This is a genomic window from Pseudoxanthomonas sp. SGT-18 (genome assembly GCF_003931645.1).
Classification (GTDB): Bacteria; Pseudomonadota; Gammaproteobacteria; order Xanthomonadales; family Xanthomonadaceae; genus Pseudoxanthomonas.
In genome coordinates this window covers 40,692-62,909 of the sequence record NZ_RRYJ01000004.1, presented here as the reverse complement: position 1 = coordinate 62,909, position 22,218 = coordinate 40,692, and the positions used below count along the sequence as shown (strand labels likewise).

The 22,218-nt window shown below is 70.5% G+C and carries 24 protein-coding genes; 7 read left to right on the top strand and 17 right to left on the bottom strand.

The window, feature by feature from the left end; all coding sequences use genetic code 11:
* Window positions 1-60: 60 nt before the first annotated feature.
* The 9 genes from EIM47_RS07210 to grxD all read right to left on the bottom strand — a co-directional run bounded on the left by EIM47_RS07210 (window position 61) and on the right by grxD (window position 9,380).
* A complete protein-coding gene (locus tag EIM47_RS07210) occupies window positions 61-555 on the bottom strand; it encodes a PilX N-terminal domain-containing pilus assembly protein (RefSeq protein ID WP_125076540.1) in 495 nt (164 codons plus the stop codon).
* 8 nt (window positions 556-563) lie between these two features.
* Entirely contained in the window at window positions 564-1,733 is a 1,170-nt protein-coding gene (locus EIM47_RS07205; RefSeq protein WP_125076539.1) for a PilW family protein, read from the bottom strand.
* Between the two features lie 8 nt (window positions 1,734-1,741).
* A complete protein-coding gene (pilV, locus tag EIM47_RS07200) occupies window positions 1,742-2,200 on the bottom strand; it encodes a type IV pilus modification protein PilV (protein ID WP_125076538.1) in 459 nt (152 codons plus the stop codon).
* Window positions 2,197-2,709, bottom strand: coding sequence for a Tfp pilus assembly protein FimT/FimU (locus EIM47_RS07195; RefSeq protein ID WP_125076537.1), 513 nt, complete (start codon window positions 2,707-2,709; stop codon window positions 2,197-2,199). The genes pilV and EIM47_RS07195 overlap by 4 nt, the downstream gene beginning before the upstream one ends.
* Window positions 2,710-2,825: 116 nt before the next feature.
* Entirely contained in the window at window positions 2,826-4,208 is a 1,383-nt protein-coding gene (gene ppnN, locus EIM47_RS07190; protein WP_125076536.1) for a nucleotide 5'-monophosphate nucleosidase PpnN, read from the bottom strand.
* 125 nt (window positions 4,209-4,333) lie between these two features.
* Window positions 4,334-7,489 carry a carboxypeptidase regulatory-like domain-containing protein gene (locus EIM47_RS07185; protein ID WP_232207886.1) on the bottom strand — a complete coding sequence of 1,052 codons (3,156 nt, stop codon included), beginning with the start codon at window positions 7,487-7,489 and terminating at the stop codon, window positions 4,334-4,336.
* A gap of 219 nt (window positions 7,490-7,708) precedes the next feature.
* Window positions 7,709-8,308, bottom strand: a complete 600-nt coding sequence (locus EIM47_RS07180; protein ID WP_019397740.1) for a YhgN family NAAT transporter — start codon at window positions 8,306-8,308, stop codon at window positions 7,709-7,711.
* The gene (locus tag EIM47_RS07175; RefSeq protein WP_026010329.1) at window positions 8,305-9,063 is read right to left on the bottom strand and encodes an SDR family NAD(P)-dependent oxidoreductase; all 759 of its coding nucleotides are present in this window, start codon (window positions 9,061-9,063) and stop codon (window positions 8,305-8,307) included. Before EIM47_RS07175 ends, EIM47_RS07180 begins: the two co-directional genes overlap by 4 nt.
* Complete coding sequence (grxD, locus tag EIM47_RS07170; RefSeq protein WP_019397742.1) at window positions 9,060-9,380, bottom strand: Grx4 family monothiol glutaredoxin; 321 nt, start codon at window positions 9,378-9,380, stop codon at window positions 9,060-9,062. Before grxD ends, EIM47_RS07175 begins: the two co-directional genes overlap by 4 nt.
* 108 nt (window positions 9,381-9,488) lie before the next feature.
* On the opposite strand from grxD, the gene EIM47_RS07165 reads away from it, so the two are divergent.
* Window positions 9,489-10,064 carry a Fe-Mn family superoxide dismutase gene (locus EIM47_RS07165; RefSeq protein WP_019397743.1) on the top strand — a complete coding sequence of 192 codons (576 nt, stop codon included), beginning with the start codon at window positions 9,489-9,491 and terminating at the stop codon, window positions 10,062-10,064.
* Between the two features lie 16 nt (window positions 10,065-10,080).
* Here EIM47_RS07165 and EIM47_RS07160 read toward each other — a convergent pair whose 3' ends face one another.
* Together EIM47_RS07160 and purE are read right to left on the bottom strand one after the other, a co-directional pair.
* Window positions 10,081-11,232, bottom strand: a complete 1,152-nt coding sequence (locus EIM47_RS07160) for a 5-(carboxyamino)imidazole ribonucleotide synthase (RefSeq protein ID WP_125076535.1) — start codon at window positions 11,230-11,232, stop codon at window positions 10,081-10,083.
* Window positions 11,233-11,242: 10 nt separating this feature from the next.
* A complete protein-coding gene (gene purE, locus EIM47_RS07155) occupies window positions 11,243-11,767 on the bottom strand; it encodes a 5-(carboxyamino)imidazole ribonucleotide mutase (protein WP_019397745.1) in 525 nt (174 codons plus the stop codon).
* Between the two features lie 57 nt (window positions 11,768-11,824).
* Between purE and EIM47_RS07150 the strand changes: the two genes are divergently transcribed.
* The 4 genes from EIM47_RS07150 to EIM47_RS07135 all read left to right on the top strand — a co-directional run bounded on the left by EIM47_RS07150 (window position 11,825) and on the right by EIM47_RS07135 (window position 14,485).
* Window positions 11,825-12,094 (top strand): Trm112 family protein, encoded by a 270-nt coding sequence (locus EIM47_RS07150; protein WP_019397746.1) that lies wholly within the window; start codon window positions 11,825-11,827, stop codon window positions 12,092-12,094.
* On the top strand, window positions 12,091-12,963 hold the full coding sequence (nadC, locus tag EIM47_RS07145; RefSeq protein ID WP_028915838.1) for a carboxylating nicotinate-nucleotide diphosphorylase: 873 nt from the start codon (window positions 12,091-12,093) through the stop codon (window positions 12,961-12,963). Before EIM47_RS07150 ends, nadC begins: the two co-directional genes overlap by 4 nt.
* A 62-nt stretch (window positions 12,964-13,025) precedes the next feature.
* The gene (locus EIM47_RS07140) at window positions 13,026-14,093 is read left to right on the top strand and encodes a DUF2272 domain-containing protein (RefSeq protein WP_028915839.1); all 1,068 of its coding nucleotides are present in this window, start codon (window positions 13,026-13,028) and stop codon (window positions 14,091-14,093) included.
* A 38-nt stretch (window positions 14,094-14,131) separates the two neighbouring features.
* On the top strand, window positions 14,132-14,485 hold the full coding sequence (locus tag EIM47_RS07135; RefSeq protein ID WP_019397749.1) for a DUF3301 domain-containing protein: 354 nt from the start codon (window positions 14,132-14,134) through the stop codon (window positions 14,483-14,485).
* Window positions 14,486-14,524: 39 nt separating this feature from the next.
* Here the strand turns inward: EIM47_RS07135 and EIM47_RS07130 are convergent, their stop codons facing one another.
* The 6 genes from EIM47_RS07130 to EIM47_RS07105 form a co-directional block, all read right to left on the bottom strand.
* Complete coding sequence (locus EIM47_RS07130) at window positions 14,525-14,965, bottom strand: ClpXP protease specificity-enhancing factor (protein ID WP_026010332.1); 441 nt, start codon at window positions 14,963-14,965, stop codon at window positions 14,525-14,527.
* A gap of 48 nt (window positions 14,966-15,013) precedes the next feature.
* Window positions 15,014-15,649, bottom strand: coding sequence for a glutathione S-transferase N-terminal domain-containing protein (locus tag EIM47_RS07125; protein ID WP_026010333.1), 636 nt, complete (start codon window positions 15,647-15,649; stop codon window positions 15,014-15,016).
* A 153-nt stretch (window positions 15,650-15,802) separates the two neighbouring features.
* Window positions 15,803-16,546, bottom strand: coding sequence for a cytochrome c1 (locus tag EIM47_RS07120; RefSeq protein ID WP_028915840.1), 744 nt, complete (start codon window positions 16,544-16,546; stop codon window positions 15,803-15,805).
* Entirely contained in the window at window positions 16,539-17,798 is a 1,260-nt protein-coding gene (locus EIM47_RS07115) for a cytochrome bc complex cytochrome b subunit (RefSeq protein ID WP_028915841.1), read from the bottom strand. Before EIM47_RS07115 ends, EIM47_RS07120 begins: the two co-directional genes overlap by 8 nt.
* Before the next feature lie 3 nt (window positions 17,799-17,801).
* Window positions 17,802-18,419, bottom strand: a complete 618-nt coding sequence (gene petA / locus EIM47_RS07110) for a ubiquinol-cytochrome c reductase iron-sulfur subunit (protein WP_019397754.1) — start codon at window positions 18,417-18,419, stop codon at window positions 17,802-17,804.
* 155 nt (window positions 18,420-18,574) lie between these two features.
* The gene (locus tag EIM47_RS07105) at window positions 18,575-19,489 is read right to left on the bottom strand and encodes a lytic transglycosylase domain-containing protein (RefSeq protein WP_125076534.1); all 915 of its coding nucleotides are present in this window, start codon (window positions 19,487-19,489) and stop codon (window positions 18,575-18,577) included.
* 124 nt (window positions 19,490-19,613) lie between these two features.
* Between EIM47_RS07105 and miaB the strand changes: the two genes are divergently transcribed.
* Together miaB and EIM47_RS07095 are read left to right on the top strand one after the other, a co-directional pair.
* Window positions 19,614-21,059 carry a tRNA (N6-isopentenyl adenosine(37)-C2)-methylthiotransferase MiaB gene (gene miaB / locus EIM47_RS07100; RefSeq protein ID WP_125076620.1) on the top strand — a complete coding sequence of 482 codons (1,446 nt, stop codon included), beginning with the start codon at window positions 19,614-19,616 and terminating at the stop codon, window positions 21,057-21,059.
* A 147-nt stretch (window positions 21,060-21,206) separates the two neighbouring features.
* Window positions 21,207-22,199 (top strand): PhoH family protein, encoded by a 993-nt coding sequence (locus tag EIM47_RS07095; protein ID WP_125076533.1) that lies wholly within the window; start codon window positions 21,207-21,209, stop codon window positions 22,197-22,199.
* Window positions 22,200-22,218: the final 19 nt, after the last annotated feature.

The window sequence follows — 22,218 nt, the reverse complement described above, 5'->3', positions numbered from 1 at the left end:
ACCCGGCACAGTCCAACGCAACCATCGGGGAATCGCGATGCCTTTCATGACGAGTGTGCCTCAGGGAATGTAGATGGTGCTGATCACGGCAGAGGAGGTCGCGCTGGTGGCGTTGTCGCTGGCCAGCGAGTTGACCTCGTAGATGTTGCTGGTCTGCTCGTTGCGCTTCTTCCCGGCCACCCGGCTGGAGGCCGGGAAGCACTGGTCGATGCGCCGGGTATAGGTCGCCTCGGTCGCGCTGATGCTGTCGGCCCAGGTCACCGGGTCGAAGGTGGGCTGGCACACCTCCTGGTCGGCCTCGTAGGTGCCGGCCTCGCCGGTGAGCGCAGCGTCGATCTCGCGCTCCATCTCGCGCGCGACCGCCTCGGCATTCTGGAAGGCCAGGTTGGCGTTGCGGTAGTTGGCCGCCATCCGTTCCTGCAGGCCGGCCACCTGCATGCCGACGATGCCGATCAGCGCCAGCAGGATCAGCATCACCAGGGCCACGTAGAGCACGGCGCCGGACTGGCGGCGCGGGAGGCGGGAAGGCAGTTTGCGCGGGCGGAGGGTATTCATCACGACACTCAGTTGCCGTAGAGGCGGTTGCGCATGGCGATGGTGCTCTCGTAGACGGTGCGGTAGCGCCCGTCGTCGGGAACCGTGTAGGTGACGCCCAGGGCCGAGGGCCGGTGGGTGTCGTCGCCCTGGACGGCGGTGGCGCGCTGCGGACTGACCGCCAGCAGGCCGATCTGCACCGCCCCCACCCTGCGCCAGGCCTCGCGGGCGGGCGTGGCCGCGGCCTGGACGCCGGAGGCCACCATCAGCCGGTCGATGAAGCCGTCGGCCGGGCGCGTGGGATCGAGCTGGCGGTCCACGCCATAGAGCAGCTGCATGTTCTCGATGCCTTCCACCAGCTCCTGGCGCTGCGCGACCAGGGCGCCGCTGGGGCCGGCGGTGAAGCGGACGCGGTAGAGCGAGGGCTGGCCCTGGTCGTTGCGGCCGACATAGAACACCACGCTCTCGGCCCGGTGCAGGGTGGCTTGGCCCTCGGTGAAGACCCGGGTGAACACCGAGCTGGCGTTGAAGGACTGGGTCGAGCCGGCGGTGACGCTGCCGCTGCCCGAGTCCACCGCGGCCGCCTGGAACACCACCGAGCTGATGCAGTCGGCCACGCCGAACAGGCCGGGGTTGTCCGCGCCGCTGCGCAGCACGTCCCAGCGCGCCGGGTCGAAGCGGAACACCGGGGTGTCCGGGGTGCCCTCGATGGCGGTCACCGGCACGCCCTCGGCGGCAAGGAAGCGCAGGGCGATGATGTCGCTGCCATTGATGCGGTTGGTGGTGGCCGCGGCGATCTCGGCCGGCAGCGTCGGCGAATAGGCGGTGCCGCCCACGGCCGGGGTTTCGGAGATGGCCAGGCCGGCGCCGGGCGCGGTGCCATCGGCCTCGTAGCCCTGGACCGAGGTGAAGAAATCCAGCCCCGGATGGGCGCCGAACAGGCTGACCAGGCCCTGCGGCGAGTTGGCCATGTGCGCCTGGTCGTTGACGCAGCCGAAGTGGCCGACCATGCGGATGTCACGCTGCAGGTAATCCAGGGCGAAGCGGCCGTTCTCCTGGACCCGCGACATGCCCTCCGACAGCATGTAGGCCGAGCGCGAGGCGGCGAACACCTGCACCAGGCCGAGGATGAGGACCACGCCAATGAGCATGGCGATCATCAGCTCGATTAGCGTCAAACCGCGGACGCGTCGTGACATGGTCTGCCTCACAGCTGGGTCGTGAAACTGAAGGTGCGGGCCGACGCGCTTTCGTCCCAACGCTCGTCGCCCCAAGTGATGTTGACCGTGACCTCGGCGCCGTTGCGGACGACGCTGGCGGTCGCGCCGCCCCCCAGCGCTTTACCCAGGCGGCAGGACCAGGCATTGCGGAAGCTGGTCGCGGAGAGGTTGGCGCCGGTGGTCGGCGTGCAGGCTCCAGTCGTGGCGGTGTAGTTGCCGGCGTAGGATTTGGCCACCACGCGGTTGATCCGCATCTGGTCCAGCATCTCGTAGGCCAAGTTGGTGGCCTGGGTGCGGAAGTTGGCGCTCTGGGTGAAGCGCACGCTCATCGTCTGCAGCAGGGCGAACCCGAGCAGGCCGATGCCCAGCACGAGGATGGCGATGAGCACTTCGATCATGCTGAAGCCGGCGCTTGCGGCTGGCCCGGAGATGCGGCGCCCCCTCATGAACAAGCTCCCTTGGTGGTCTTGATCTGCCCGGTGGTGTTGACCGTGACGGTGCGGCGCAGGTCCCCGCCCGGGCAGTCGGTGGGCTGGAGGCCGATGCTCTGATCGTTGGCGGCGCGACGCCGCCCCCGCGAGTCGAAGGCAATGACGTCGGCCGTCGCGCTGGCCGCGATCTTGGCGTTGCCCTGGCTGAAGCGCAGGACCGCCTCGCCGGCATCCAGGTTGCCGTTGCCGTTAGCGTCCTGCCACACCAGCCAGCCGGCGGCCCAGTCGTCACCGCAGGAAGCGCCGTCGGCGCTGGCGCAGACACCGCTGCCGCGCCCGTTGCGGATGGCCTCGCTGCGCGCCAAGGACATGGACGCGATCAGTTCGTTGGTGGTGGTGGCCAGGCGGTTGCTGCGCAGGCTGCCCTGGAAGGATGGGAGCCCGACCGCCAGCAGGATGGCCAGGACCGCCAGGGTCACCATCAGCTCCATCAATGTGAAACCGGAATTGCGGCAGGACGGCATACGGACGCTCCCCAGCGTGACGTTGGCAAGACTAGCGGCCCGACCTGGCGGCGCCTAGCGCCGGAGGGACGGGCGGTCGGAACCGGCGGAGGAGCGGCGGCGCCCCTCCTCCTGGCTCAGGCCACCACGCGGTAGCAGGGCCGGTACTCGCCGGCGATCTTCATCCGGCGCTGCTCGACGAAGGCGCGCAGCAGGCCGTCCAGGGCCTGCATCATGTCCGCGTCGCCGTGGATCAGGAACGGGCCGTGCTGCTCCACCCGGCGCATGCCCTCTTCCTTGACGTTGCCGGCGACGATGCCGGAGAAGGCGCGGCGCAGGTCCGCGGCCAGCGCCGAGGCCGGGCGCCCGTGGTGCAGGTCCAGCGCGGCCATGGCCTCGTGGGTGGGCACGAACGGGCGCTGGAACTCCAGCGGGATCGACAGGCCCCAGTTGAAGTAGAACGAGTCCTTGTGGGCGATGCGCGCCTCGCGCACCTGGCGGATGCCGGCGAACATCTTCTTCGCCACCTCCGGCGCGTCGCCGATCACGATCTCGTAGCGCGAGGTGGCCGCCTCGCCCAGGGTCAGGCGGATGAAGCGGTCGATCTGCTCGAAGTACGGCGCGGCGATGGTCGGGCCGGTGAAGATCAGCGGGAACGGCACGTGCGCGTTCTCCTCGCGCAGCAGGATGCCCAGCAGGTACAGGATCTCCTCGGCCGTGCCCACGCCGCCGGGGAACACGATGATGCCGTGGGCCATGCGCACGAACGCCTCGAGCCGCTTCTCGATGTCCGGCATGATCACCAGCTCGTTGACGATCGGGTTCGGCGACTCGGCGGCAATGATGCCCGGCTCGGTGATGCCGATGTAGCGGTTGTCGGCCTTGCGCTGCTTGGCGTGGGCGATGGTCGCGCCCTTCATCGGGCCCTTCATCGCGCCCGGGCCGCAGCCGGTGCAGATGTCCAGGCCGCGCAGGCCCAGCTCGTAGCCGACCTGCTTGGTGTACAGGTACTCGTCGCGCGAGATCGAGTGGCCGCCCCAGCACACCACCAGGTTGGGCTCGGCCGGGCGCAGCACGCGGGCGTTGCGCAGCAGGCCGAACACGGCGTCGGTGATGCCCTCGGAGCTCTCCAGCTCGGTCGCGTACTCCGGGCCCAGCTCGATCGCGGTCCAGGCCAGGTCGCGGACCACCGCGAACAGCAGTTCGGCCACGCCGCGGATGATCTGGCCGTCGACGAAGGCCATCGCCGGCGCGTTCTGCAGGTCGATGCGGACGCCGCGGTCCTGCTGGGTGACCTGGATGTCGAAGTGCGGGTACAGGTCGCGCGCGGCGCGCGGGTCGTCGCTGGCGCTACCGCTGGTCAGCACCGCCAGGGCGCAGCGCCGCAGCAGCTCGTGCATGCCGCCGCTGGAGGCGTCGCGCAACCGCGCCACCTCGGTCCGCGACAGCACGTCCAGCCCGCCGCGCGGGTAGATCCTGGCGTCCTGGACCGGGAGGGTGCTGGTGGCGGGCTCGTTCATCGGGGTCCTGCGAGTGTGGCAAACCGGTCGGCGACTCTAGCGCAGCCCCGGGCGCCGCACCACCGCGCAAAAGGAAACGGCCGGGTTGCCCCGGCCGTTTCCGTGTCACCTTGAAGCAGCAGCCATCAGAACTGGTACTTCAGGGTCAGCATGGCGCCCCAGCGGGACACCGCGCGGCTCGGCAGGCCCTTGCCATCGTACGGCACCAGCGAAGCGGTGTTCAGGCCGTAGATGTACTTGCCGTCGTCGGTGATGCCGTTGACGTAGGCCAGGCGGCGGGTGCTGTAACCGTTGTCGATGTAGTTGGTCACGCCCCAGTCCTTGTTGAGCAGGTTCAGGAAGTTGTAGATGTCCAGGCGGACGATCGACTTGTGCTCCCTGAAGAAGCCCGGCAGCTCCTGCTGGATCGACACGTCCAGCTGGTTCACCCAGGGCATCCGCGCGCCGTTGCGCTCCGCGATCTCGCCGCGGTGCTTGGACAGGTAGCGGTCGCCGTCGATGAACTTGTGGAAGGCCTCGATCTGCTCGGCGGTGGCGTTGCCGTAGCTGACGTACGGGTCGTTCTCGCGCAGCGGGATGTAGGCCAGGTCGTAGTTGGAGTCGCCGTCGCCGTTCACGTCGGTGCCGTAGGTCCAGCTGTACGGCATGCCGTCGTGGCCGTTGTAGAACGCGGTGATGCTGGTCTTGTAGTCACCGAAGAACGCGTGCTCCCAGCCCACGGCCAGCTTGACCTGGGTGGCGATGGTGCGGTCGGCGGTGCTGGAGACCACGTTCTCGTGGTCCACGCGGGCGACGTAGCTGTAGCCCGACGAGGCCTGCGAGCTGTTGCCCGGGTTCACTTCCTCGGCCTTGGTGAAGGTCGTGCTCAGGTTGGCGTACCAGCCGTCGCTGAACTTCTTGTCCAGGGCGAAGGTGATGGCGCGCGAGCCGCCCTTGTCGGTGTTGGTCAGCAGGGTCGAGTTGGTGGTGAACGCGCGGTTGCTGCCGTGGTTCTTGCCGCTGGCCGAGCTGCTGGTGGTGAAGCCGTTCACCCAGTACGAGGCGCGGCCGTCCGGCAGGGTGCCGTTCGGGGTGCCGATGTTCGGCGCCAGGTACAGGATCGCGTCCTTGTTCTTGATCCATTGCAGCTCGACGGTGGCGACCAGGTCCCACCACGGCAGGGCGGCGTCGAAGCCCAGGTTGGCCTTCCACGCGGTCGGCAGCTTGAAGTCCGGATCAAGCGTGTCGACGGCCATCTGCGGCGCCGAGCCGTTGCCCGGGACGTTCTGGTTGTACGGATCCGGGCTGAACGGGGCGGTGGCCGGGTTGGAGGTGTTGTACGCGTAGACGGTCAGGCCGTTGTTCTGGTACGGGTTGTTCAGCCACACCGCCGGCGGCTTGGTCTGGAACAGGCCGAAGCCACCGCGCACCTGCATGAACTGCTCCTCGTTCAGCAGGTAGTTGAAGGCCACGCGCGGCTGCACGACCTTGTTCCTGGAACCCAGGCGGTGGTTGTTGCGGTAGCCGAAGGCTTCCTCGAAGGCCGCGTTGTACAGCGGGGCGTGGTCTTCCTTCGGGATGTCGACGCGGACGCCGTAGGTCAGCGACAGCTTGTCGGTGGCCTGCCAGGTGTCCTGCACGAACGGGCTGAAGGTGCTGATGGTCACCGCGCCCGGGACGTCCTCCAGGCCGTAGCCCGGGGCCGGGGTGCGCAGGTCGTAGCGCGAGTAGTTGCAGGGGGTGCTGCCGTCGGCGCAGGCCAGGAAGTTGGCCAGCGTGAACTGGTACACGCCGTGCAGGTCGCGGCCGAACATGTTGTAGACGTCGTTCTCGACGTACTCGAAGCCGCCCTTGACGACGTGGTCGCCCAGGTACCAGTTGCCGAACAGCGAGGCGGTCAGCTTCTTGGTCGAGATCGCGTTCTCGTGGCGGTACTTGTCCTCGCCCAGGAAGATCGCCGGGCCGCTGGTGGCGGTGCCGGTGTAGACCTCCACGTGCGGCTGGTTGGTGAACGCGGCCGCCTCCTGGTCGAACTTCTGGTAGCTGATCTTGGCTTCGGTGCTGAAGTTCTCGGACCAGTCGCTGAACAGCTGCAGCGAGGTGTTCTCGGTCAGGCTGTCGTAGTTGTACCAGTGGCTGGACAGGACCACGCGGTTGCCCGACTGGTTGTACGGGTTCGGCTTGACCTCCTCGGTGCGCTGGTAGGTCAGGCTGGCGCGGTGGTAGTCGTTGATATTCCAGTCCAGCTTGGCCAGGAAGCGCTCGTTCTCCAGGTCCATCGCGCCGATGTACGCGCCCGGGAACAGGCCCAGGCGGGTGGCGGCGTCGATCACGTCGTTGACCTGCTGCTGGGTCACGGCGCCGGTGCTCAGGCCGTCGGAGTCGGTGCCGCCGATCGCGGTCACTTCCTGCTTCTCGGCCGACACGAAGAAGAACAGCTTGTCCTTGACGATCGGGCCGCCCAGGGTGAAGCCCTTGGTGCTGTCCTTGTCGAAGCCGGTGTAGCGCTTGCCGTCGCGCTTGCCGATCATGCTGTCGGCATCCTTGAACGCGTAGTAGGCCGAGCCGTGCAGCTCGTTGGTGCCCGACTTGGTGACCGCGTTGATCTGCGCGCCGATGGTGCTGAAGGCCACGTCGTAGTCGGTGACGGCGATGTCGAACGCGGCGATGGTGTCGATCGAGATCGGCGAGCCGGTGTACGGCATGCCGTTGGCGTTCAGGCCGAAGGGGTCGCCCTGGGAGATGCCATCGACCTGGATCTCGTTGAAGCGGTTGTTCACGCCGGCGGCGGAGATGGCGCCGGTGCCGGCGTCGACCGACAGGCGCGGGTCGAGGCGGGCGAAGTCGTCCAGCGAGCGGTTGCCGGCGGCGGCGGTCTCGAGCTGGCGGCCGCTGATGGAGGTGCTGACGCCCTTGTTGTCCGGGTTGAAGGTGTCCAGCAGGCGCGAACCGGTGACCTGCACGGCGGCGATCTCGGTCACGTTGCCCAGGGCGGCGTTGACGGTGCCGACCTTGTTCAGCTCCAGGTACACGCCTTCCTCGGTCGTGGTGCCCTGGGCCGAAGTGATGGTGACGGTGTACGGGCCACCCGGGCGGAGGCCGCGCGCGGTGTAGCGGCCGTTGGCGTCGGTGGTGGCGCGGCTGACCGTGCCGGACTCGACGTGGACGATCGTCACCTCGGCGCCGGCGACCGGCTGGCCGCTGGTGGAGGTAACAGTACCGGCGACACCAGAGGAAGTGCTCTGGGCGAACGCAGGAGCAACAGCGAGGGCGGCGACCAGTCCAAGGGCGAGCTTGGACATCCGGGGTCGACGGTGATCGGTCATGGCTAAAGGCCTCGGGAGGGTGGCGGAAAAGTTTCAGCCCGAACAAGGGCTAATAGGATCAATGACTTCCCCGCGCGCGGCGCTGCGCGCGGTTAACACTAGGTTAACATGGTAGGTGCGTACCGTGACGGTTTCATTACAAATTTTTACTGCGCCGCAGCATGGTTTGCGACGAAACCGCCGCCCGGCGACCGCTCAAGCGGCCGCCACCTGGGCCAGGTAGACGGCCACGCCGTCCAGCAGCATCTGCACCGAAATGGCCACCAGCAGCATGCCCATCAGGCGCTCGACCGCGGTCAGCGCGCGCCGGCCGAGCAGCCGGTAGAGGAACGGCGAGGCCAGCAGGATCGCGGCGGTCGCGGCCCAGGCCAGGAACAGCGCCAGGCTCCACTCCCACAGCCGGTCCGGCTCGCGGCTGCCCATCAGCATCACCGCGGCCATGCCCGAGGGGCCGGCCACCAGCGGGATCGCCAGCGGCACGATGAACGGCTCGCCGTCCGGGATCTCGCCCATCAGCCCTTCCGGGCGCGGGAAGATCATGCGGATGCCGATCAGGAACAGGACGATGCCGCCGGCGATGGAGACCGACTCCTGGCGCAGGTGCATCAGCTCCAGGGCGTACTTGCCGCACCACAGGAACAGCATCAGCACGGCCAGCGCGATCAGCAGCTCGCGCACCAGCACCTTGCGCTGGCGCTGCGGCGCCAGCGGCTTGAGCACGCTGAGGAACACCGGGACGTTGCCCAGCGGATCCAGGATCAGGAACAGCAGCAGGGCCGCGGACATGATGGTCATGCCGGCACCCCCTCCAGCCCGGCCAGCACCCGGCCGCGGTAGTCCTTGCCTGCGGCCGAGAGCAGCATGACGCAGCGCTCGGCATAGGCCTGCGGATCGCGCAGGTCGGCGGCCAGGTCGTCGGCGTAGGCGCGGGCGCGCAACGGGGTGCGCATCGGCCCCGGCTGCAGGCCGCAGACGCGCACCGGGTCGTTGGCCAGCTCGGCGGCCAGCATGCGCAGCAGCGCGTGCAGCCCGTGCTGGGCCACGCCGTAGCCGCCCCAGTACGCCTGCCCCACCCGCGCCGGGTCGTCCACCGCCAGCACCACCGCCGGGTCCGGCGCCTGGCGCAGCAGCGGCAGGCAGGCCTGCAGCAGCCACCACGGCGCGGTCAGGTTGACGTGGATGGCGCGGGCGAACTGGGCCGGGTCCTGGTGTTCCAGCGGCGTCAGGCCGCGGAACTCGGCGGCGCAGTGCAGGATGCCATCCAGCCGGCCCAGCTCGGCCTCGATGCGCCCGGCCAGCTCGGCGTAGTCGTCCGGCGTGGCGCCCTCCAGGTCCAGCGGGTACAGCAGCGGCTCCGGGCCCGCCGCGGCGACGGCGTCGTACACGCGGTTGAGCCGCGGCAGCTTGCGGCCCAGCAGGACCACGGTGGCGCCGGCTTCGGCGCAGGCACGGGAAGCCACGCTGCCCAGCCCGCCATGGGCACCGGCCACGAGCACGACACGACCTGCCAGCGGCCTTGGCGCCGCCACGGGAAGACCAACCAGGCTCATTGCGTCTGCGCTTCGCTGACCATCCGCTGCAGCTCGCCGGACTCCAGCAGCTCCAGGGTGATGTCGCAGCCGCCGATCAGCTCGCCGTGCAGGAACAGCTGCGGGAAGGTCGGCCAGTTGGAATAGCGCGGCAGGTTGGCGCGGATCTCCGGCTCCTCCAGCACGTTGACCGTGTGCAGGTCCTTGGCCCCGGCGGCCTGCAGGGCCTGCACCGCGCGGGCCGAGTACCCGCACATCGGGAACGCCGGAGTGCCCTTCATGAACAGCACGATTGGCCGGCTCTCGACCTCGGCCTGGATGCGATCCATCACCGCCATTGCGAGTCTCCTGACGCCGGGGCCTGGACGGCCGTCGGCTACACTGAAGTTGCAATTGTAATCCCAGCGCGGCCGCCCCGACGCCGCGCCCCCCCGGAAAGTCCCCCGATGCCGTTCGAGTTGCCCGACCTGCCCTACGCGCGCACCGCGCTGGAGCCCCATGTTTCCGCCGCCGCGCTGGAAGCGCACCGTGGCGTGCACCGCGAGCATGTGGAGGCGCTCAACCGCCTGCTGCCTGGCTCCGGGCTGGAGGCGCTGGCGCTGCCGGAGCTGCTGCGCCGGGCCCAGGGCCGGCTGGCGGAGGCCGCCGCCGAGGCCTGGAACCACGCTTTCTACTGGAGCTGCATGTCGCCACGCGGCGGCGGCGAACCGCGCGGCGCGCTGGCCGACCTGCTGGCACGCCGCTACGGCAACCTCGCCGGCTTCCGCGCCGAGTTCGAGCGCATGGCCCTGGCCCAGCCCGGGCCCGGCTGGGCCTGGCTGGTGCAGCGCCCCGACGGCAGCCCCGGCATCCTGGTCACCCGCGGCGCCAGCACCCCGGCCACCGGCAGCGACACCCCGCTGCTGGCCTGCGACCTGTGGGAACACGCCTGGTGGATGGACCACCAGGACGACCGCGCCGCCTACCTGGCCGGCTTCTGGAAGGTGGTGGACTGGGAGGCCGTGGCCCGCCGCCTGCGCTGACCGGCCACGGCGCGGCTCAGCCGCGCAGCAGGGCCACGACCGGCACGACCTGCGCCTGCCGCTCCAGCGCCGCGCCGGCGGCCTCCAGCGCATCGGCCAGCGCGTGCGGCGTGTCGGCGCGGAAGGTGGCATGGCCGACCTTGCGCCCTGCGCGCGGCTCCTTGCCGTAGTCGTGCCAGTGGCCGCCGGCCTGGCCGAGCACGCCGGCCGCGTCCGGCATCGCGCCGATCCAGTTGAGCATGCAGGCATGGCCGCGCATCGCGGTGCTGCCCAGCGGCAGGCCCAGCACGGCGCGCAGGTGGTTCTCGAACTGCGAGGTCTCCGCGCCCTCGATCGTCCAGTGCCCGGAGTTGTGCACGCGCGGCGCCATTTCGTTGGCCAGCAGCTGGTCGCCGCGGCGGAACAGCTCCAGCGCGAACACGCCGACGTAGCCCAGCTTCTCCGCCAGCAGGCGGGCGTAGCGAAGCGCGGTGTCCTGCACCCGGGCCGGCACCGGCGCCGGCGCCAGGCTGGCCGAGAGCACGCCGTCGACATGCCAGTTGGCGGTCAGCGGCCAGGCGCGGAATTCGCCGTCGCGGCCACGCACGGCAACCACGCTGACCTCGCCGTCGAACGGCACGAAGGCCTCGAGGACCAGGCCTACCCGCGCCGCCTGCGCGCCCAGCGCCTCCCAGGCGGCATCGGCGTCGGCGTGGCTGCGGATGCGGAACTGGCCCTTGCCGTCGTAGCCCAGGCGGCGGGTCTTGAGGATGCACGGCACGCCGACCTCGTCCAGCGCGCGCTCCAGCCCTTCGCGGCTGTCGATCGCGGCGAACGCCGGCACCGGGATGCCCAGTTCGCGGAACAGGGTCTTCTCGGCCAGGCGGTCCTGGGCCACGGCCAGCGCATCCGGCGCCGGGAACACCGGCACCTTGCCGGCCAGGGCACGGGCACTGTCGGCCGGCACGTTCTCGAAATCGAAGGTGACCACGTCGACCTCGCCGGCCAGCGCCTGCAGCGCGGCGGCATCGTCGAACGCGGCGTTGAGCAGCGGCGCGCACTCGCCGGCGCAGGCGTCGGCGGCCGGGTCCAGCACCTTGAACTGCAGCCCCAGCGGCAGGCCGGCCAGCGCCATCATCCGCGCCAGCTGCCCGCCCCCGAGGATCCCCACGCGTTGGCGACGGCTCATGCGCGGCGACTCACTGCCGCGGGTCGTCATTGGCCATGACGTCCTCGGTCTGGCGCTGGCGGAAAGCTTCCAGCGCGCGGGCGATGTCCGGATGGTCGGCGGCCAGCATCGCCGCGGCGAACAGGCCGGCATTGGCGGCGCCGGCGTTGCCGATGGCGAAGGTCGCGACCGGGATGCCGGCCGGCATCTGCACGATCGACAGCAGCGAATCCAGGCCGTTGAGCGCGCGGCTCTGCACCGGCACGCCCAGCACCGGCACCGGGGTCTTGGAGGCGAGCATGCCCGGCAGGTGGGCCGCACCACCGGCGCCGGCGATGATCGCGCGCAGGCCGCGCGCCTGGGCGCTGGCGGCGTACTCGAACAGCACGTCGGGGGTGCGATGCGCGGACACGACGCGGACTTCGTGCGGAACCCCGAGGGCCTCGAGCTTCTGCACGGCGTGCTGCATCGTCTCCCAGTCGGAGCGGGAACCCATCACGACGCCGACCAGGGGCGCGGCGGCGGTGGGCGCGGGCGGATTGGGCTGGGCTGGCATGGCCGTCCTCGGTGGCAAGGCCGTATTCTAGCCGCCTCCGCTCCCCGACCGAATGCCATGGACCGCAAGCTGCTCGACCTGCTCTGTTCGCCCGACACCCGCCAGCCGCTGGCCCTGCTGGAGTCGCGCGGGCTGGAAGCGCTCAACCGCGCCATCGCCGCCGGCCAGGTGAGCCGCGCCGACGGCACGCCGCAGCGCGAACCGCTGCGCGAGGCCCTGGTCACCCGCGACCGCCGCCACGTCTACCGGATCGAGGACGGCATCCCGGTGCTGCTGGTCGAGGAAGCCCTGGCCACGGCCCAGGTGGCCGACTTCCCGCCGGCATGAGCCGGCCGGACCTGCTCCCGCCCCCGGAAGCGGTGGTGCTGGAGGACGTGCGCCGCGCCCTGGCCGAGGACATCGGCGACGGCGACGCCACCGCCGCCCTGCTGCCGGACCAGCCCGAGCGGGCCTACCTGCTGTGCAAGGAAGACGCGGTCGTCGCCGGCCGCCCCTGGTTCGAGGCCACGCACCGCGTGCTCGACCCGCAGGTCCGCATCGAATGGCACGTGGCCGAGGGCCAGCGCGTGGCCGCCGGCACCGTGCTGGCCGTCCTGCATGGCCGCACCCGGGCGCTGGTGAGCGCCGAGCGTACCTCGCTCAACTTCATGCAGACCCTCAGCGGCACCGCCACGGTGACGGCCCGTTACGTCGAGGCCGTGCGCGGCACCGGCACCACCATCCTCGATACCCGCAAGACCCTGCCCGGCCTGCGCCAGGCGCAGAAGTACGCGGTGCGCGCCGGCGGCGGCGGCAACCACCGCATGGGCCTGTACGACGCGGTGATGCTCAAGGAGAACCACGTGCGCGTGGCCGGTTCGGTCGGCGCCGCGATCCAGGCCGCGCGGGCGGCGCGGCCCGACCTGCCGCTGATCGTCGAGGTCGAAACCCTGGACGAGCTGCGCGAGGCGCTGGAAGCCGGCTGCGACCGCATCCTGGTCGACGACTTCGACGCCGCCACCCGCCGCGAGGCGGTGCGCATCGCCCGCTCGGCGCCGTTCGCCGGCCGCATCCCGCTGGAGGTCTCCGGCAGCGTCGGCCTTGAAGGCCTGCGCGCGATCGCCGAGGACGGCGTGGACTTCATTTCCATCGGCGCCCTGACCAAGCACGTGCGCGCGGTCGACCTGTCGCTCAAGCTCGGCCCGCCGCCCGCCTGAGCCGCGGTCACGCCGCGCCCACCGCCAGCGGCTAACCTCGGGGCCACGGGAAAGGAGTCCGCATGCGCCCCAACCTCCCCTGCCTGATCCTGCTCGCCCTGGCCGGGCTGCTCCTGGCCCCGGCGCCGGCCCGCGCCGCGGTCGAGGCCTGCGACCTGCCACCGCGCTATGGCGTCGAGCGCACCGCTGCTGCGGTGGCCCGGGTCGCCTGCCAGGAGTACCGGCTGTGGTACCGGCCCTTCATCGACAGCGAGGGCCGGGTGATCGCGCTGGCCCTGGGCGAAGGCGACCGCACCCGGCTCGCGGACGATGCCACCCCGGCCTGGCAGCAGGTCGCGCGCTACTGGCGCGAGAGCGGCACCCTGGCGCAGATGGGCGCGCTTCCCGGCGCCACCAGCTGCTTCCTGCCGCCGGGCGACCGCCACTACGACAGCGACTGCCGCGCCTTCCTGCTCGACCACCCCTGGTCGGCGGCGTTCATCTCCTGGGTCGTGCGCCGCGCCGGGGTGCCGAACTTCGCTGCCTCGCCGCGGCACATGGACTACATCGCCCAGGCCTACCGCGATCCGGAGCACAGCCCGTACCGCTACGCCGATCCGTTCGCGGACAAGCCCGCGCCGGGCGACCTGCTGTGCTTCCTGCGCGGGAACGACGAGGGCCGGGGCGCCGCGGGACTGCGCGCCGGCCTGTCCGGCAGCGGGCCACTGCCGCGGCAGTCGCACTGCGAGGTGGTGGTCGCGGCCAATCCCGGCGGCGACCGCACCCTCTATTCGATCGGCGGCAACGTGCTCAATTCCGTGGTGATGCGCCAGCTGCCGCTGGATCGCACCGGACGCCTGGAGCGCAGCGTCGCCGGCCTTGTCGGCGCCGGCCAGACCGCCGGCGCCGACTACGACGGCACCATGCCCGCGGCCGCCTGCGGCCCCGCCCGCCCGGAGGCCTGCAGCCTCAACCGGCGCGACTGGGCGGTGCTGCTGAAACTGCGGACGCAGGCGGAACTGGATGCGCTGTGGTCCGGCGCCCCGCCGGTGCCGGCAACGCCCGCACCGGCACCGGCGGCTGGACCGGAACCCGTTGCCGCGCCCGCATCCGGATCCACGCCACCGGACGCCACCGCGGACGGCGACTGACCGGTGCGCACGCGGCGGCGCTGGGCTAGAGTCCGCGCATGCCCAGCCTGATCCTGCTGATGATTGCCGGCGCCGCGATGGTCGCGTTCTGGAACGCGGCGCGCGCGGCGGCCGAACGCGCCGAGGCCCTCGGCCGCGATGCCTGCGCCGCCGCCGGCGTGCAATGGCTGGACCACAGCGTGCACGCCGCCGGCCTGCGCCTGTACCGGCGCGAGGACGGCTGGCTTGGCCTGGAGCGCACCTTCCGCTTCGACTATTCGCACGACGGCACCGACCGCCACAGCGGACGGCTGGTGCTGCGCGGCGGGCGCCTGGTGTCGTTCACCGGGCCCTCGTCCGGGGCCACGGTCGTTCCCCTGCCTGCGCGCGGCCGCGCCGGCCTGCAGGACTGAAACGGCCGCGCCGGCCAAGGGCCGGCGCGTGCATCGGGCTTACTTGACCACCCGCAGGTGCGGGCGCTTGCCGGCCGGCGGCGGTTCCGGCGCCGGGGGCGTGTCGTCCGGGCCGTCGTGCTCGTCGCTCGCCGCATCGGGTGGCAGGCCGGTGTCCTCGGGCAGGACCATGCCCTGCCCGGTCTCGCGCGCGTACACCGCCAGCACCGCGCTGACCGGCACGCTGACCGGCTGGCTGACGCCACCGAAGCGCGCGGTGAAGCCGATCCAGGCGTTGTCGATGTGCAGGCCGACCACGGCGCGGTCGGCGATGTTGAGCACCACCTTGCCGTCGCGCACCGCACCCGGCGGCACCTGGACCCCCGGCACCGACGCATCCACCAGGATGTGCGGGGTCATGCCGTTGTCGTTGATCCACTCGGTGAGCGCCCGCAGCAGGTACGGACGGTAGGAGGTCATGCGGGGGACGTCGTCGCTCATGCGGACAGTCTACGCGACCGCGGCGGCCGGGGGCCGCCGCGGCGCCGTTCAGACCGGAAGGTCGCGCAGCTTCCGTTCCTGCTCGGTGAGGCTGCGGGCGAAACCGGGGTTGCGGAAGATGCGGTTGCCGTAGTCCTCGATGGCCTTGCCGTCCTTCGGCAGCGGCACGTCCAGCGCCGGCAGGCGCCAGATGATCGGGGCCATGGCGCAGTCGGCCAGGCTCATCTCGGGGTTGAGGAAGAACTTGCTGGCCTTGAACAGCGGCAGCGACTCGGTCAGCAGCTCGCGCAGGCGCTTGCGGCCGGCCTCGGCCTGCTGCTTGTTGCCCAGCTGGATGGCCTGCACCTGCGGCACCCAGTCGTGCTCGATGCGCAGCATCGCCAGGCGCAGGCGCGCGCGCGACAGCGGGTCCACCGGCATCAGCGGCGGGTGCGGGTAGCGCTCGTCCAGGTATTCGCTGACCACCGAGGCGGCGTACAGCACCAGCTCGCGCTCCACCAGGGTGGGCACCGAGTGGTAGGGGTTGAGGTGGATCAGGTCCTCGGGCGGGTTCTGGGCATCCACCGCCACCAGGTCGTAGGTCACGCCCTTGGCCGCCAGGACCAGGCGTACTCGATGACACAGGACGTCATCGACGGAGGAAAACAAAGTCAGGGTATTGCGCATGCGCACGCTCGCTGCCATCTGGGCCTCCGACGACCGGGCTCCGCCGGTCGCACCAACGCCGGCGGCCCCTCGCCGCCGGTCGTGATAATCCCCCGAGTGTGCCGTTCCGGCGCCAAAAAGCGCAAGGCCGGGGGAGACCCGGCCTTGGCTGCGAACCCTGGAGGGGGGACCTCAGTGCACGTCCCGCCAGTATTCCTGCTTGAGCAGGTAGGCCAGGAACGAGAGCACCACCAGGAACAGGATCACCCAGATGCCGATGGCCTGGCGCTTGAGCGCAGCCGGCTCGCCGGCGTACTCCAGGAAGTTGGTGATGTCGCGCACCGCCTGGTCGAACTCCTGGGTACTCACCTTGCCCGGGGAGGTCACCACCAGCCGCTCCGGATGGCGCTCGCCCGCCTCGTCCGGCTCGCCGTACTCGGCGTGCTGCAGGCCCTGCAGCTCCCACAGCGGGTTGGGCATGGAGACGTTCGGGAACAGCTTGTTGTTCCAGCCCAGCGGGCGGGTCTCGTCCAGGTAGAAGGACTTGAGGTAGGTGTACAGCCAGTCGGTGCCGCGCACGCGCGAGATCAGGCTCAGGTCCGGCGGCATCTTGCCGAACCACTTCTCGGCGTCCGCCGGGGCCAGCGCGACGTGGATCTGCTCGCCGTACTTGGCGCCGGTGAAGTTGAGGTTCTGCATCACCTCTTCTTCGGTCAGGCCGAGGTCCTCGCCCATGCGCGAGTAGCGCAGGTACTTCAGCGAGTGGCAGCCGGAGCAGTAGTTCATGTACAGCGCCGCGCCGCGCTGCAGCGAGGCGCGGTCGGACAGGTCGTTGCCGGCCTGCTGCAGCTGGCCGCCGGAGGCGGCCAGCGCGGAGGCCGAGGACAGCAGCCCGATCGCGGCCGAAGCCAGGAGTGCAATCCACTTCTTAGTCATGCGTCGTCACCCGTTCCGGCACCGGCTTGGTCTTGTCGATCTTGGTCCAGATCGGCATGGTCAGGAAGAACAGGAAGTAGTAGGCGGTCAGGAAGCGGCCGACGATGGTCTCGACCGGATCCGTGCCCGGGCCGGCGCCGATCTTGCCCAGCCACACGAAGCTGAAGGCGAAGCCCAGCAGCAGCGCCCAGGACAGCACGCCGCGGTAGCGGTAGGACTTGGCCCTGGAGCGGTCCAGCCACGGCACCGCGAACAGGATCGCGATCGCGCCGAACATCACCAGCACGCCGCCGAGCTTGTCCGGGACCACGCGCAGCATCGCGTAGAAGGGCGTGTAGTACCACACCGGCTTGATGTGTTCCGGGGTGACCAGCCTGTTGGCCTCGGTGAAGTTGTCGTGCTCGAGGAACCAGCCGCCAAACGCCGGGGCGAAGAAGATGATGAAGGCCGCCACCAGCAGCATCAGGCACACGTAGAAGGTGTCCTTCACCGTGTAGTACGGGTGGAACGGCACGCCGTCGGCCGGCGCGGTGGGCGACCAGCGGTTGCCCTTCGGGCCCTTCTTGATCTCCACGCCGTCGGGGTTGTTGGAACCGACCTCGTGCAGCGCGCCCAGGTGCAGCACGACCAGCAGCAGCAGCACCAGCGGCAGCGCGATCACGTGCAGGGCGAAGAAGCGGTTGAGGGTGGCGTCGGAGGGCAGGTAGTCGCCCATGATCCACTCGGTCAGGCCGTTGCCGATCACCGGGATCGCGCCGAACAGCGAGATGATCACCTTGGCGCCCCAGAACGACATCTGGCCCCACGGCAGCACGTAGCCCATGAAGGCCTCGGCCATCAGCACCAGGTAGATCAGCATGCCGAGGATCCACACCAGCTCGCGCGGCTTCTGGTACGAGCCGTACATCAGGCCGCGGAACATGTGCAGGTAGACGACGATGAAGAACAGCGAGGCGCCGGTGCTGTGCATGTACCGGATCAGCCAGCCCCACTCGACGTCGCGCATGATGTACTCGACCGAGGCGAAGGCTTCCGCCGCGCTGGTCTTGAAGTGCATCGTCAGGAAGATGCCGGTCACGATCTGGTTGACCAGCACCACCAGCGACAGCACGCCGAAGATGTACCAGATGTTGAAGTTCTTCGGCGCGTAGTACTCGGACATGTGCTTCCGGTACATCGGCGCCAGGGCCGGCGCGCGCGCGTTGACCCAGTCCATCACGCCGGTGGCGGCGCGGGTGAAGATGTTGGCCATGGCTTATGCCCCCTGCGGATCGACGCCGATGACGATGGTGTTGTCGTCGGCGTAGTGGTGCGGCGGCACGACCAGGTTGGTCGGCGCCGGCACGCCCTGGAACACGCGCCCGGCCATGTCGAAGCGGGACTTGTGGCACGGGCAGAAGTAGCCGCCCTTCCACTCCGGGTCGTACGGCTCGGGCTTGATCTCGGCGGCCATCTCCGGCGAGCAGCCCAGGTGGGTGCACAGGCCCACCAGCACCGAGATCTCGGGCTTGAGCGAGCGCAGCACCGGGTTGGCCTGGCGCACGTACTCCGGCTGCTGGTCCGGATTCTCCGACTGCGGGTCGCGCAGGCGGCCGTCCAGCGTAGGCAGTGCGTCGAGCACGGCCTTGGAACGCTTGACGATCCAGATCGGCTGGCCGCGCCACTCCAGGATCAGCCGCTGGCCCTCCTGCAGGGCACTGATGTCGGCGGTCACCGGGGCGCCGGCCAGCTTGGCCCGGGCGCTCGGGTTCCACGACTTGATGAACGGCACTGCGGCGAAACCGGCGCCCACGGCCCCCACCACGGCGGTGGTGGCGGTCAGGAACCGGCGTCGGCCCGTGTTCACGGGCGCTTGGACCTCATCGTTGGCCATCCGGCACTCCGAAAATCTTCAGCTGGTAGCGTTGGCTGCCCGCGACCATGGCTGGTCGCAAAAGACAGGGAAGTGTAACGGAACGCTTAATGGGCCGACAATGGCGGCCTGTCCCTCGCATGCTGCGTCCCGGTCGCATGCCCGTCCCCGCGGCCTCAGCGCGCCGCCAGCACGCCGCGGTAGCGCTCGGCCAGCACGCCCACGCGCTGCACGTAGCGCTGGGTCTCGCTGTACGGCGGCACCCCGTTGTAGCGGTCCACCGCGCCCTCGCCGGCGTTGTACCCGGCCGCGGCCAGGGTCAGGTCGCCGTTGTAGCGCTTCAGCAGCCAGGCCAGGTACTGGGTCCCGCCGCGGATGTTCTGGCGCGCGTCGAAGCTGTCGCTGACCCCGAAGCGCTGGGCGGTGGCCGGCATCAGCTGCATCAGTCCCTGGGCACCGGCGTGCGACAGCGCCATCGGGTTGAAGGCCGATTCGGCGTGGATCACCGCCCGCACCACCGCTTCCTCCACCCCGAACTCGCGCGCGGCCGCGGCGATCTCGTCGCGGTAGGCGTCGGTGTTCAGGCGCACGGTGGCGAAGCTCACCCCCGGCTGGACCGCGCAGGCGTAGCAGGTCTCCATGAAGCTGTAGGCCACCGCGCGCACGCCGCTGGCGCCGGAACCGCGGGCCGGGGGCCGGCTGCTGAAGTGGCGCACCCCGTCCTTGACGTAGGAATAAACCTGGCCGCTGACCCGGCGCCGGGGCGGCGTGGCCGCGGTCGCGGGGCTGGCAGCGGATGCCGGGGTGGTGATGGCCGCCGGGACCAGGGTGGCCGGTGCGGCAGCCGTACTGGCCGTACTGGCCGTACTGGCCGTACTGGCCGGGGCGGCCGCGGGCGGCGCGGCGGGCCTGGGGCTGCGGCGATCGGGCGTGAAATGGCTGGCCACGGCGCAACGGGCGCCGGGCACGCGCTTGGTCACGTAGCTGGATACACCGTCACTGCCGACGCACCGGTATACGGTGCCCGCGCTGGCCGGAAGCGCAGCCAGCCCGAGCAGCAGCAGGACGGCTGCCTTCCCCAGGTTCCCCATGGGCCGGGAGTATCCCGGCTGCCGGCCGCCTTGCCAAGTCGCGGGCCGGCAAACCGGGGCGCCGGTCCGGCTTCGCGGCTACAATGCCGGCCCCTGCCCGCCTGGATTAACCGCCATGACCGGGATGACCGCCACGCCGGAGCGCACTCCGGACGCCGCCATCGCGCCCGCCACCACCCCCGCCCCGTCCCTGGTCCCGCTGCCGGGCGCCGCCCCGCGCGCCATTCCCGGCGGGGCCCGCGGCAAGCTCTACATCAAGACCCACGGGTGCCAGATGAACGAGTACGACTCGGCCCGCATGGCCGACGTGCTCGCCGAGCACGAGGGCCTGGAACTGACCGACAACCCGGAGGAGGCCGACGTCGTCCTGGTCAACACCTGCTCGATCCGCGAGAAGGCCCAGGAGAAGGTGTTCAGCCAGCTCGGCCGCTGGAAGGCGCTCAAGGACGGCGGCCGCGACGTGATCATCGGCGTCGGCGGCTGCGTGGCCTCGCAGGAAGGCGAGGCGATCATCCGCCGCGCGCCCTACGTGGACCTGGTGTTCGGTCCGCAGACCCTGCACCGCCTGCCGGAGCTGATCCGCGCCCGGCGCGAGCAGAAGCGCCCGCAGGTGGACATCTCCTTCCCGGAGATCGAGAAGTTCGACCGCCTGCCCGAGCCGCGCGCCGAAGGCCCCAGCGCCTTCGTCTCGATCATGGAGGGCTGCTCCAAGTACTGCAGCTTCTGCGTGGTGCCCTACACCCGCGGCACCGAGGTCAGCCGCCCGTTCGAGGACGTGCTGGTCGAGGTCGCGCAGCTGGCCGCCCAGGGCGTGCGCGAGATCAACCTGCTGGGCCAGAACGTCAACGCCTACCGCGGGCCGATGGGCGAAGGCACGGACGAAGTCGCCGACCTTGGCCTGCTGATCCGCACCATCGCCCAGATCGAGGGCATCGGCCGCATCCGCTTCACCACCTCGCACCCGCTGGAGTTCTCCGACTCGCTGGTGGAGGCCTACCGCGACGTGCCGCAGCTGGCCAACTACCTGCACCTGCCGGTGCAGTCCGGCAGCGACCGCATCCTCAGCGCGATGAAGCGCGGCTACACCGCGCTGGAGTTCAAGCAGAAGATCCGCAAGCTGCGCGCGGTGCGCCCGGACATCTCGATCAGCTCGGACTTCATCGTCGGCTTCCCCGGCGAGACCGACGCGGACTTCGAGAAGACCATGAAGCTGATCGAGGACGTGGGCTTCGACCAGAGCTTCTCCTTCATCTATTCGCGCCGCCCCGGCACCCCGGCCGCGGACCTGCCCGACGACGTCAGCGACGAGGTCAAGCATGCGCGCCTGGCGCACCTGCAGGCCACGATCAACGCCAATGCCGCGCGCATCTCCGGGGCCATGGTCGGCACGGTGCAGAAGGTGCTGGTGGAAGGCCCGTCGAAGAAGGACCCGGCCGAGCTGACCGGCAAGACCGAGAACATGCGCTCGGTGAACTTCCCCGGCAATCCGCGCCTGGTCGGCCAGTTCGTGGACGTGCGCATCACCGCGGCCCTGACCAACTCGCTGCGCGGCGAGGTGGTGGTGGCCTGAGGCCTCTGGCGCGGCGGCCCGTCCGCCGGCCGGGGCACCACCGGCGGGAGCGGGGTTTTCACTGGCTCCGCTACCTGCCCCGCGCTAACCTTTCCGCCCCCGACCGAACGGCGCCCGCGCGTCCCGCGCGCAGGCCGCGCCCCGCCGATGACCACCCCGACCCAACGCGACTTCACCCTCGAACCCGCCGACACCGAGCGCCTGGCCAACCTGGCCGGGCCGTTCGACCAGCACCTGCGCCAGATCGAACTGCGCCTGGGCGTGGAGATCGCCAACCGCGGCAACGTGTTCCGCGTCACCGGCCAGTCCGAGGCGGTGTCGCGCACCGAGCACCTGCTGCAGGCGCTGTACGCGGAGGCCGGCGAGACCACCTTCGACAGCCACGCCATCCACCTGCGCCTGAACGAGGCCAACGTCGACCGCATCGACGAGGTCGGCTACCAGCCGCAGGAGGTGACGGTGAAGGTGCGCCGCGGCACCATCCGCGGCCGCGGCGCCAACCAGGCCCGCTACCTGCATTCGATCGCCACCCACGACATCAACTTCGGCATCGGCCCGGCCGGCACCGGCAAGACCTTCCTGGCCGTGGCCATGGCGGTGGACGCGCTCAACGAGTCGCGGGTGCAGCGCCTGGTGCTGGTGCGCCCGGCGGTGGAGGCCGGCGAGAAGCTCGGCTTCCTGCCCGGCGACCTGACCCAGAAGGTCGATCCCTACCTGCGCCCGCTGTACGACGCCCTGTACGAGATGCTGGGCGTGGAGAAGGTGGTCAAGCTGCTGGAGAAGAACGTCATCGAGATCGCGCCGCTGGCCTACATGCGCGGCCGCACCCTCAACGACGCCTTCGTGATCCTGGACGAGGCCCAGAACACCACCATCGAGCAGATGAAGATGTTCCTGACCCGCCTGGGCTTCGGCTCCACCGCGGTGGTCACCGGCGACATGACCCAGGTCGACCTGCCCAAGCACGTCAAGTCGGGCCTGAAGGACGCGATCGAGGTGCTGCGCGGGGTGGAAGGCGTGAGCTTCACCTTCTTCGAGGGCCGCGACGTGGTCCGCCACCCGCTGGTGGCGCGCATCGTCAACGCCTACGACCGCCGCGACCGCGAGTCCCCGGCCCGGCAGGAAGAGGAACGCGGGTAGGCGCCGCGCTCGCGGCCGC

What these genes read in the sequence shown, in the direction of transcription:
- EIM47_RS07210 (WP_125076540.1), bottom strand. Translation starts at nt 555, where the DNA reads ATGAATACCCTCCGCCCGCGCAAACTGCCTTCCCGCCTCCCGCGCCGC.
- EIM47_RS07205 (WP_125076539.1), bottom strand. Translation starts at nt 1,733, where the DNA reads ATGTCACGACGCGTCCGCGGTTTGACGCTAATCGAGCTGATGATCGCC.
- pilV (WP_125076538.1), bottom strand. Translation starts at nt 2,200, where the DNA reads ATGAGGGGGCGCCGCATCTCCGGGCCAGCCGCAAGCGCCGGCTTCAGC.
- EIM47_RS07195 (WP_125076537.1), bottom strand. Translation starts at nt 2,709, where the DNA reads ATGCCGTCCTGCCGCAATTCCGGTTTCACATTGATGGAGCTGATGGTG.
- ppnN (WP_125076536.1), bottom strand. Translation starts at nt 4,208, where the DNA reads ATGAACGAGCCCGCCACCAGCACCCTCCCGGTCCAGGACGCCAGGATC.
- EIM47_RS07185 (WP_232207886.1), bottom strand. Translation starts at nt 7,489, where the DNA reads ATGTCCAAGCTCGCCCTTGGACTGGTCGCCGCCCTCGCTGTTGCTCCT.
- EIM47_RS07180 (WP_019397740.1), bottom strand. Translation starts at nt 8,308, where the DNA reads ATGACCATCATGTCCGCGGCCCTGCTGCTGTTCCTGATCCTGGATCCG.
- EIM47_RS07175 (WP_026010329.1), bottom strand. Translation starts at nt 9,063, where the DNA reads ATGAGCCTGGTTGGTCTTCCCGTGGCGGCGCCAAGGCCGCTGGCAGGT.
- grxD (WP_019397742.1), bottom strand. Translation starts at nt 9,380, where the DNA reads ATGGCGGTGATGGATCGCATCCAGGCCGAGGTCGAGAGCCGGCCAATC.
- EIM47_RS07165 (WP_019397743.1), top strand. Translation starts at nt 9,489, where the DNA reads ATGCCGTTCGAGTTGCCCGACCTGCCCTACGCGCGCACCGCGCTGGAG.
- EIM47_RS07160 (WP_125076535.1), bottom strand. Translation starts at nt 11,232, where the DNA reads ATGAGCCGTCGCCAACGCGTGGGGATCCTCGGGGGCGGGCAGCTGGCG.
- purE (WP_019397745.1), bottom strand. Translation starts at nt 11,767, where the DNA reads ATGCCAGCCCAGCCCAATCCGCCCGCGCCCACCGCCGCCGCGCCCCTG.
- EIM47_RS07150 (WP_019397746.1), top strand. Translation starts at nt 11,825, where the DNA reads ATGGACCGCAAGCTGCTCGACCTGCTCTGTTCGCCCGACACCCGCCAG.
- nadC (WP_028915838.1), top strand. Translation starts at nt 12,091, where the DNA reads ATGAGCCGGCCGGACCTGCTCCCGCCCCCGGAAGCGGTGGTGCTGGAG.
- EIM47_RS07140 (WP_028915839.1), top strand. Translation starts at nt 13,026, where the DNA reads ATGCGCCCCAACCTCCCCTGCCTGATCCTGCTCGCCCTGGCCGGGCTG.
- EIM47_RS07135 (WP_019397749.1), top strand. Translation starts at nt 14,132, where the DNA reads ATGCCCAGCCTGATCCTGCTGATGATTGCCGGCGCCGCGATGGTCGCG.
- EIM47_RS07130 (WP_026010332.1), bottom strand. Translation starts at nt 14,965, where the DNA reads ATGAGCGACGACGTCCCCCGCATGACCTCCTACCGTCCGTACCTGCTG.
- EIM47_RS07125 (WP_026010333.1), bottom strand. Translation starts at nt 15,649, where the DNA reads ATGGCAGCGAGCGTGCGCATGCGCAATACCCTGACTTTGTTTTCCTCC.
- EIM47_RS07120 (WP_028915840.1), bottom strand. Translation starts at nt 16,546, where the DNA reads ATGACTAAGAAGTGGATTGCACTCCTGGCTTCGGCCGCGATCGGGCTG.
- EIM47_RS07115 (WP_028915841.1), bottom strand. Translation starts at nt 17,798, where the DNA reads ATGGCCAACATCTTCACCCGCGCCGCCACCGGCGTGATGGACTGGGTC.
- petA (WP_019397754.1), bottom strand. Translation starts at nt 18,419, where the DNA reads ATGGCCAACGATGAGGTCCAAGCGCCCGTGAACACGGGCCGACGCCGG.
- EIM47_RS07105 (WP_125076534.1), bottom strand. Translation starts at nt 19,489, where the DNA reads ATGGGGAACCTGGGGAAGGCAGCCGTCCTGCTGCTGCTCGGGCTGGCT.
- miaB (WP_125076620.1), top strand. Translation starts at nt 19,614, where the DNA reads ATGACCGCCACGCCGGAGCGCACTCCGGACGCCGCCATCGCGCCCGCC.
- EIM47_RS07095 (WP_125076533.1), top strand. Translation starts at nt 21,207, where the DNA reads ATGACCACCCCGACCCAACGCGACTTCACCCTCGAACCCGCCGACACC.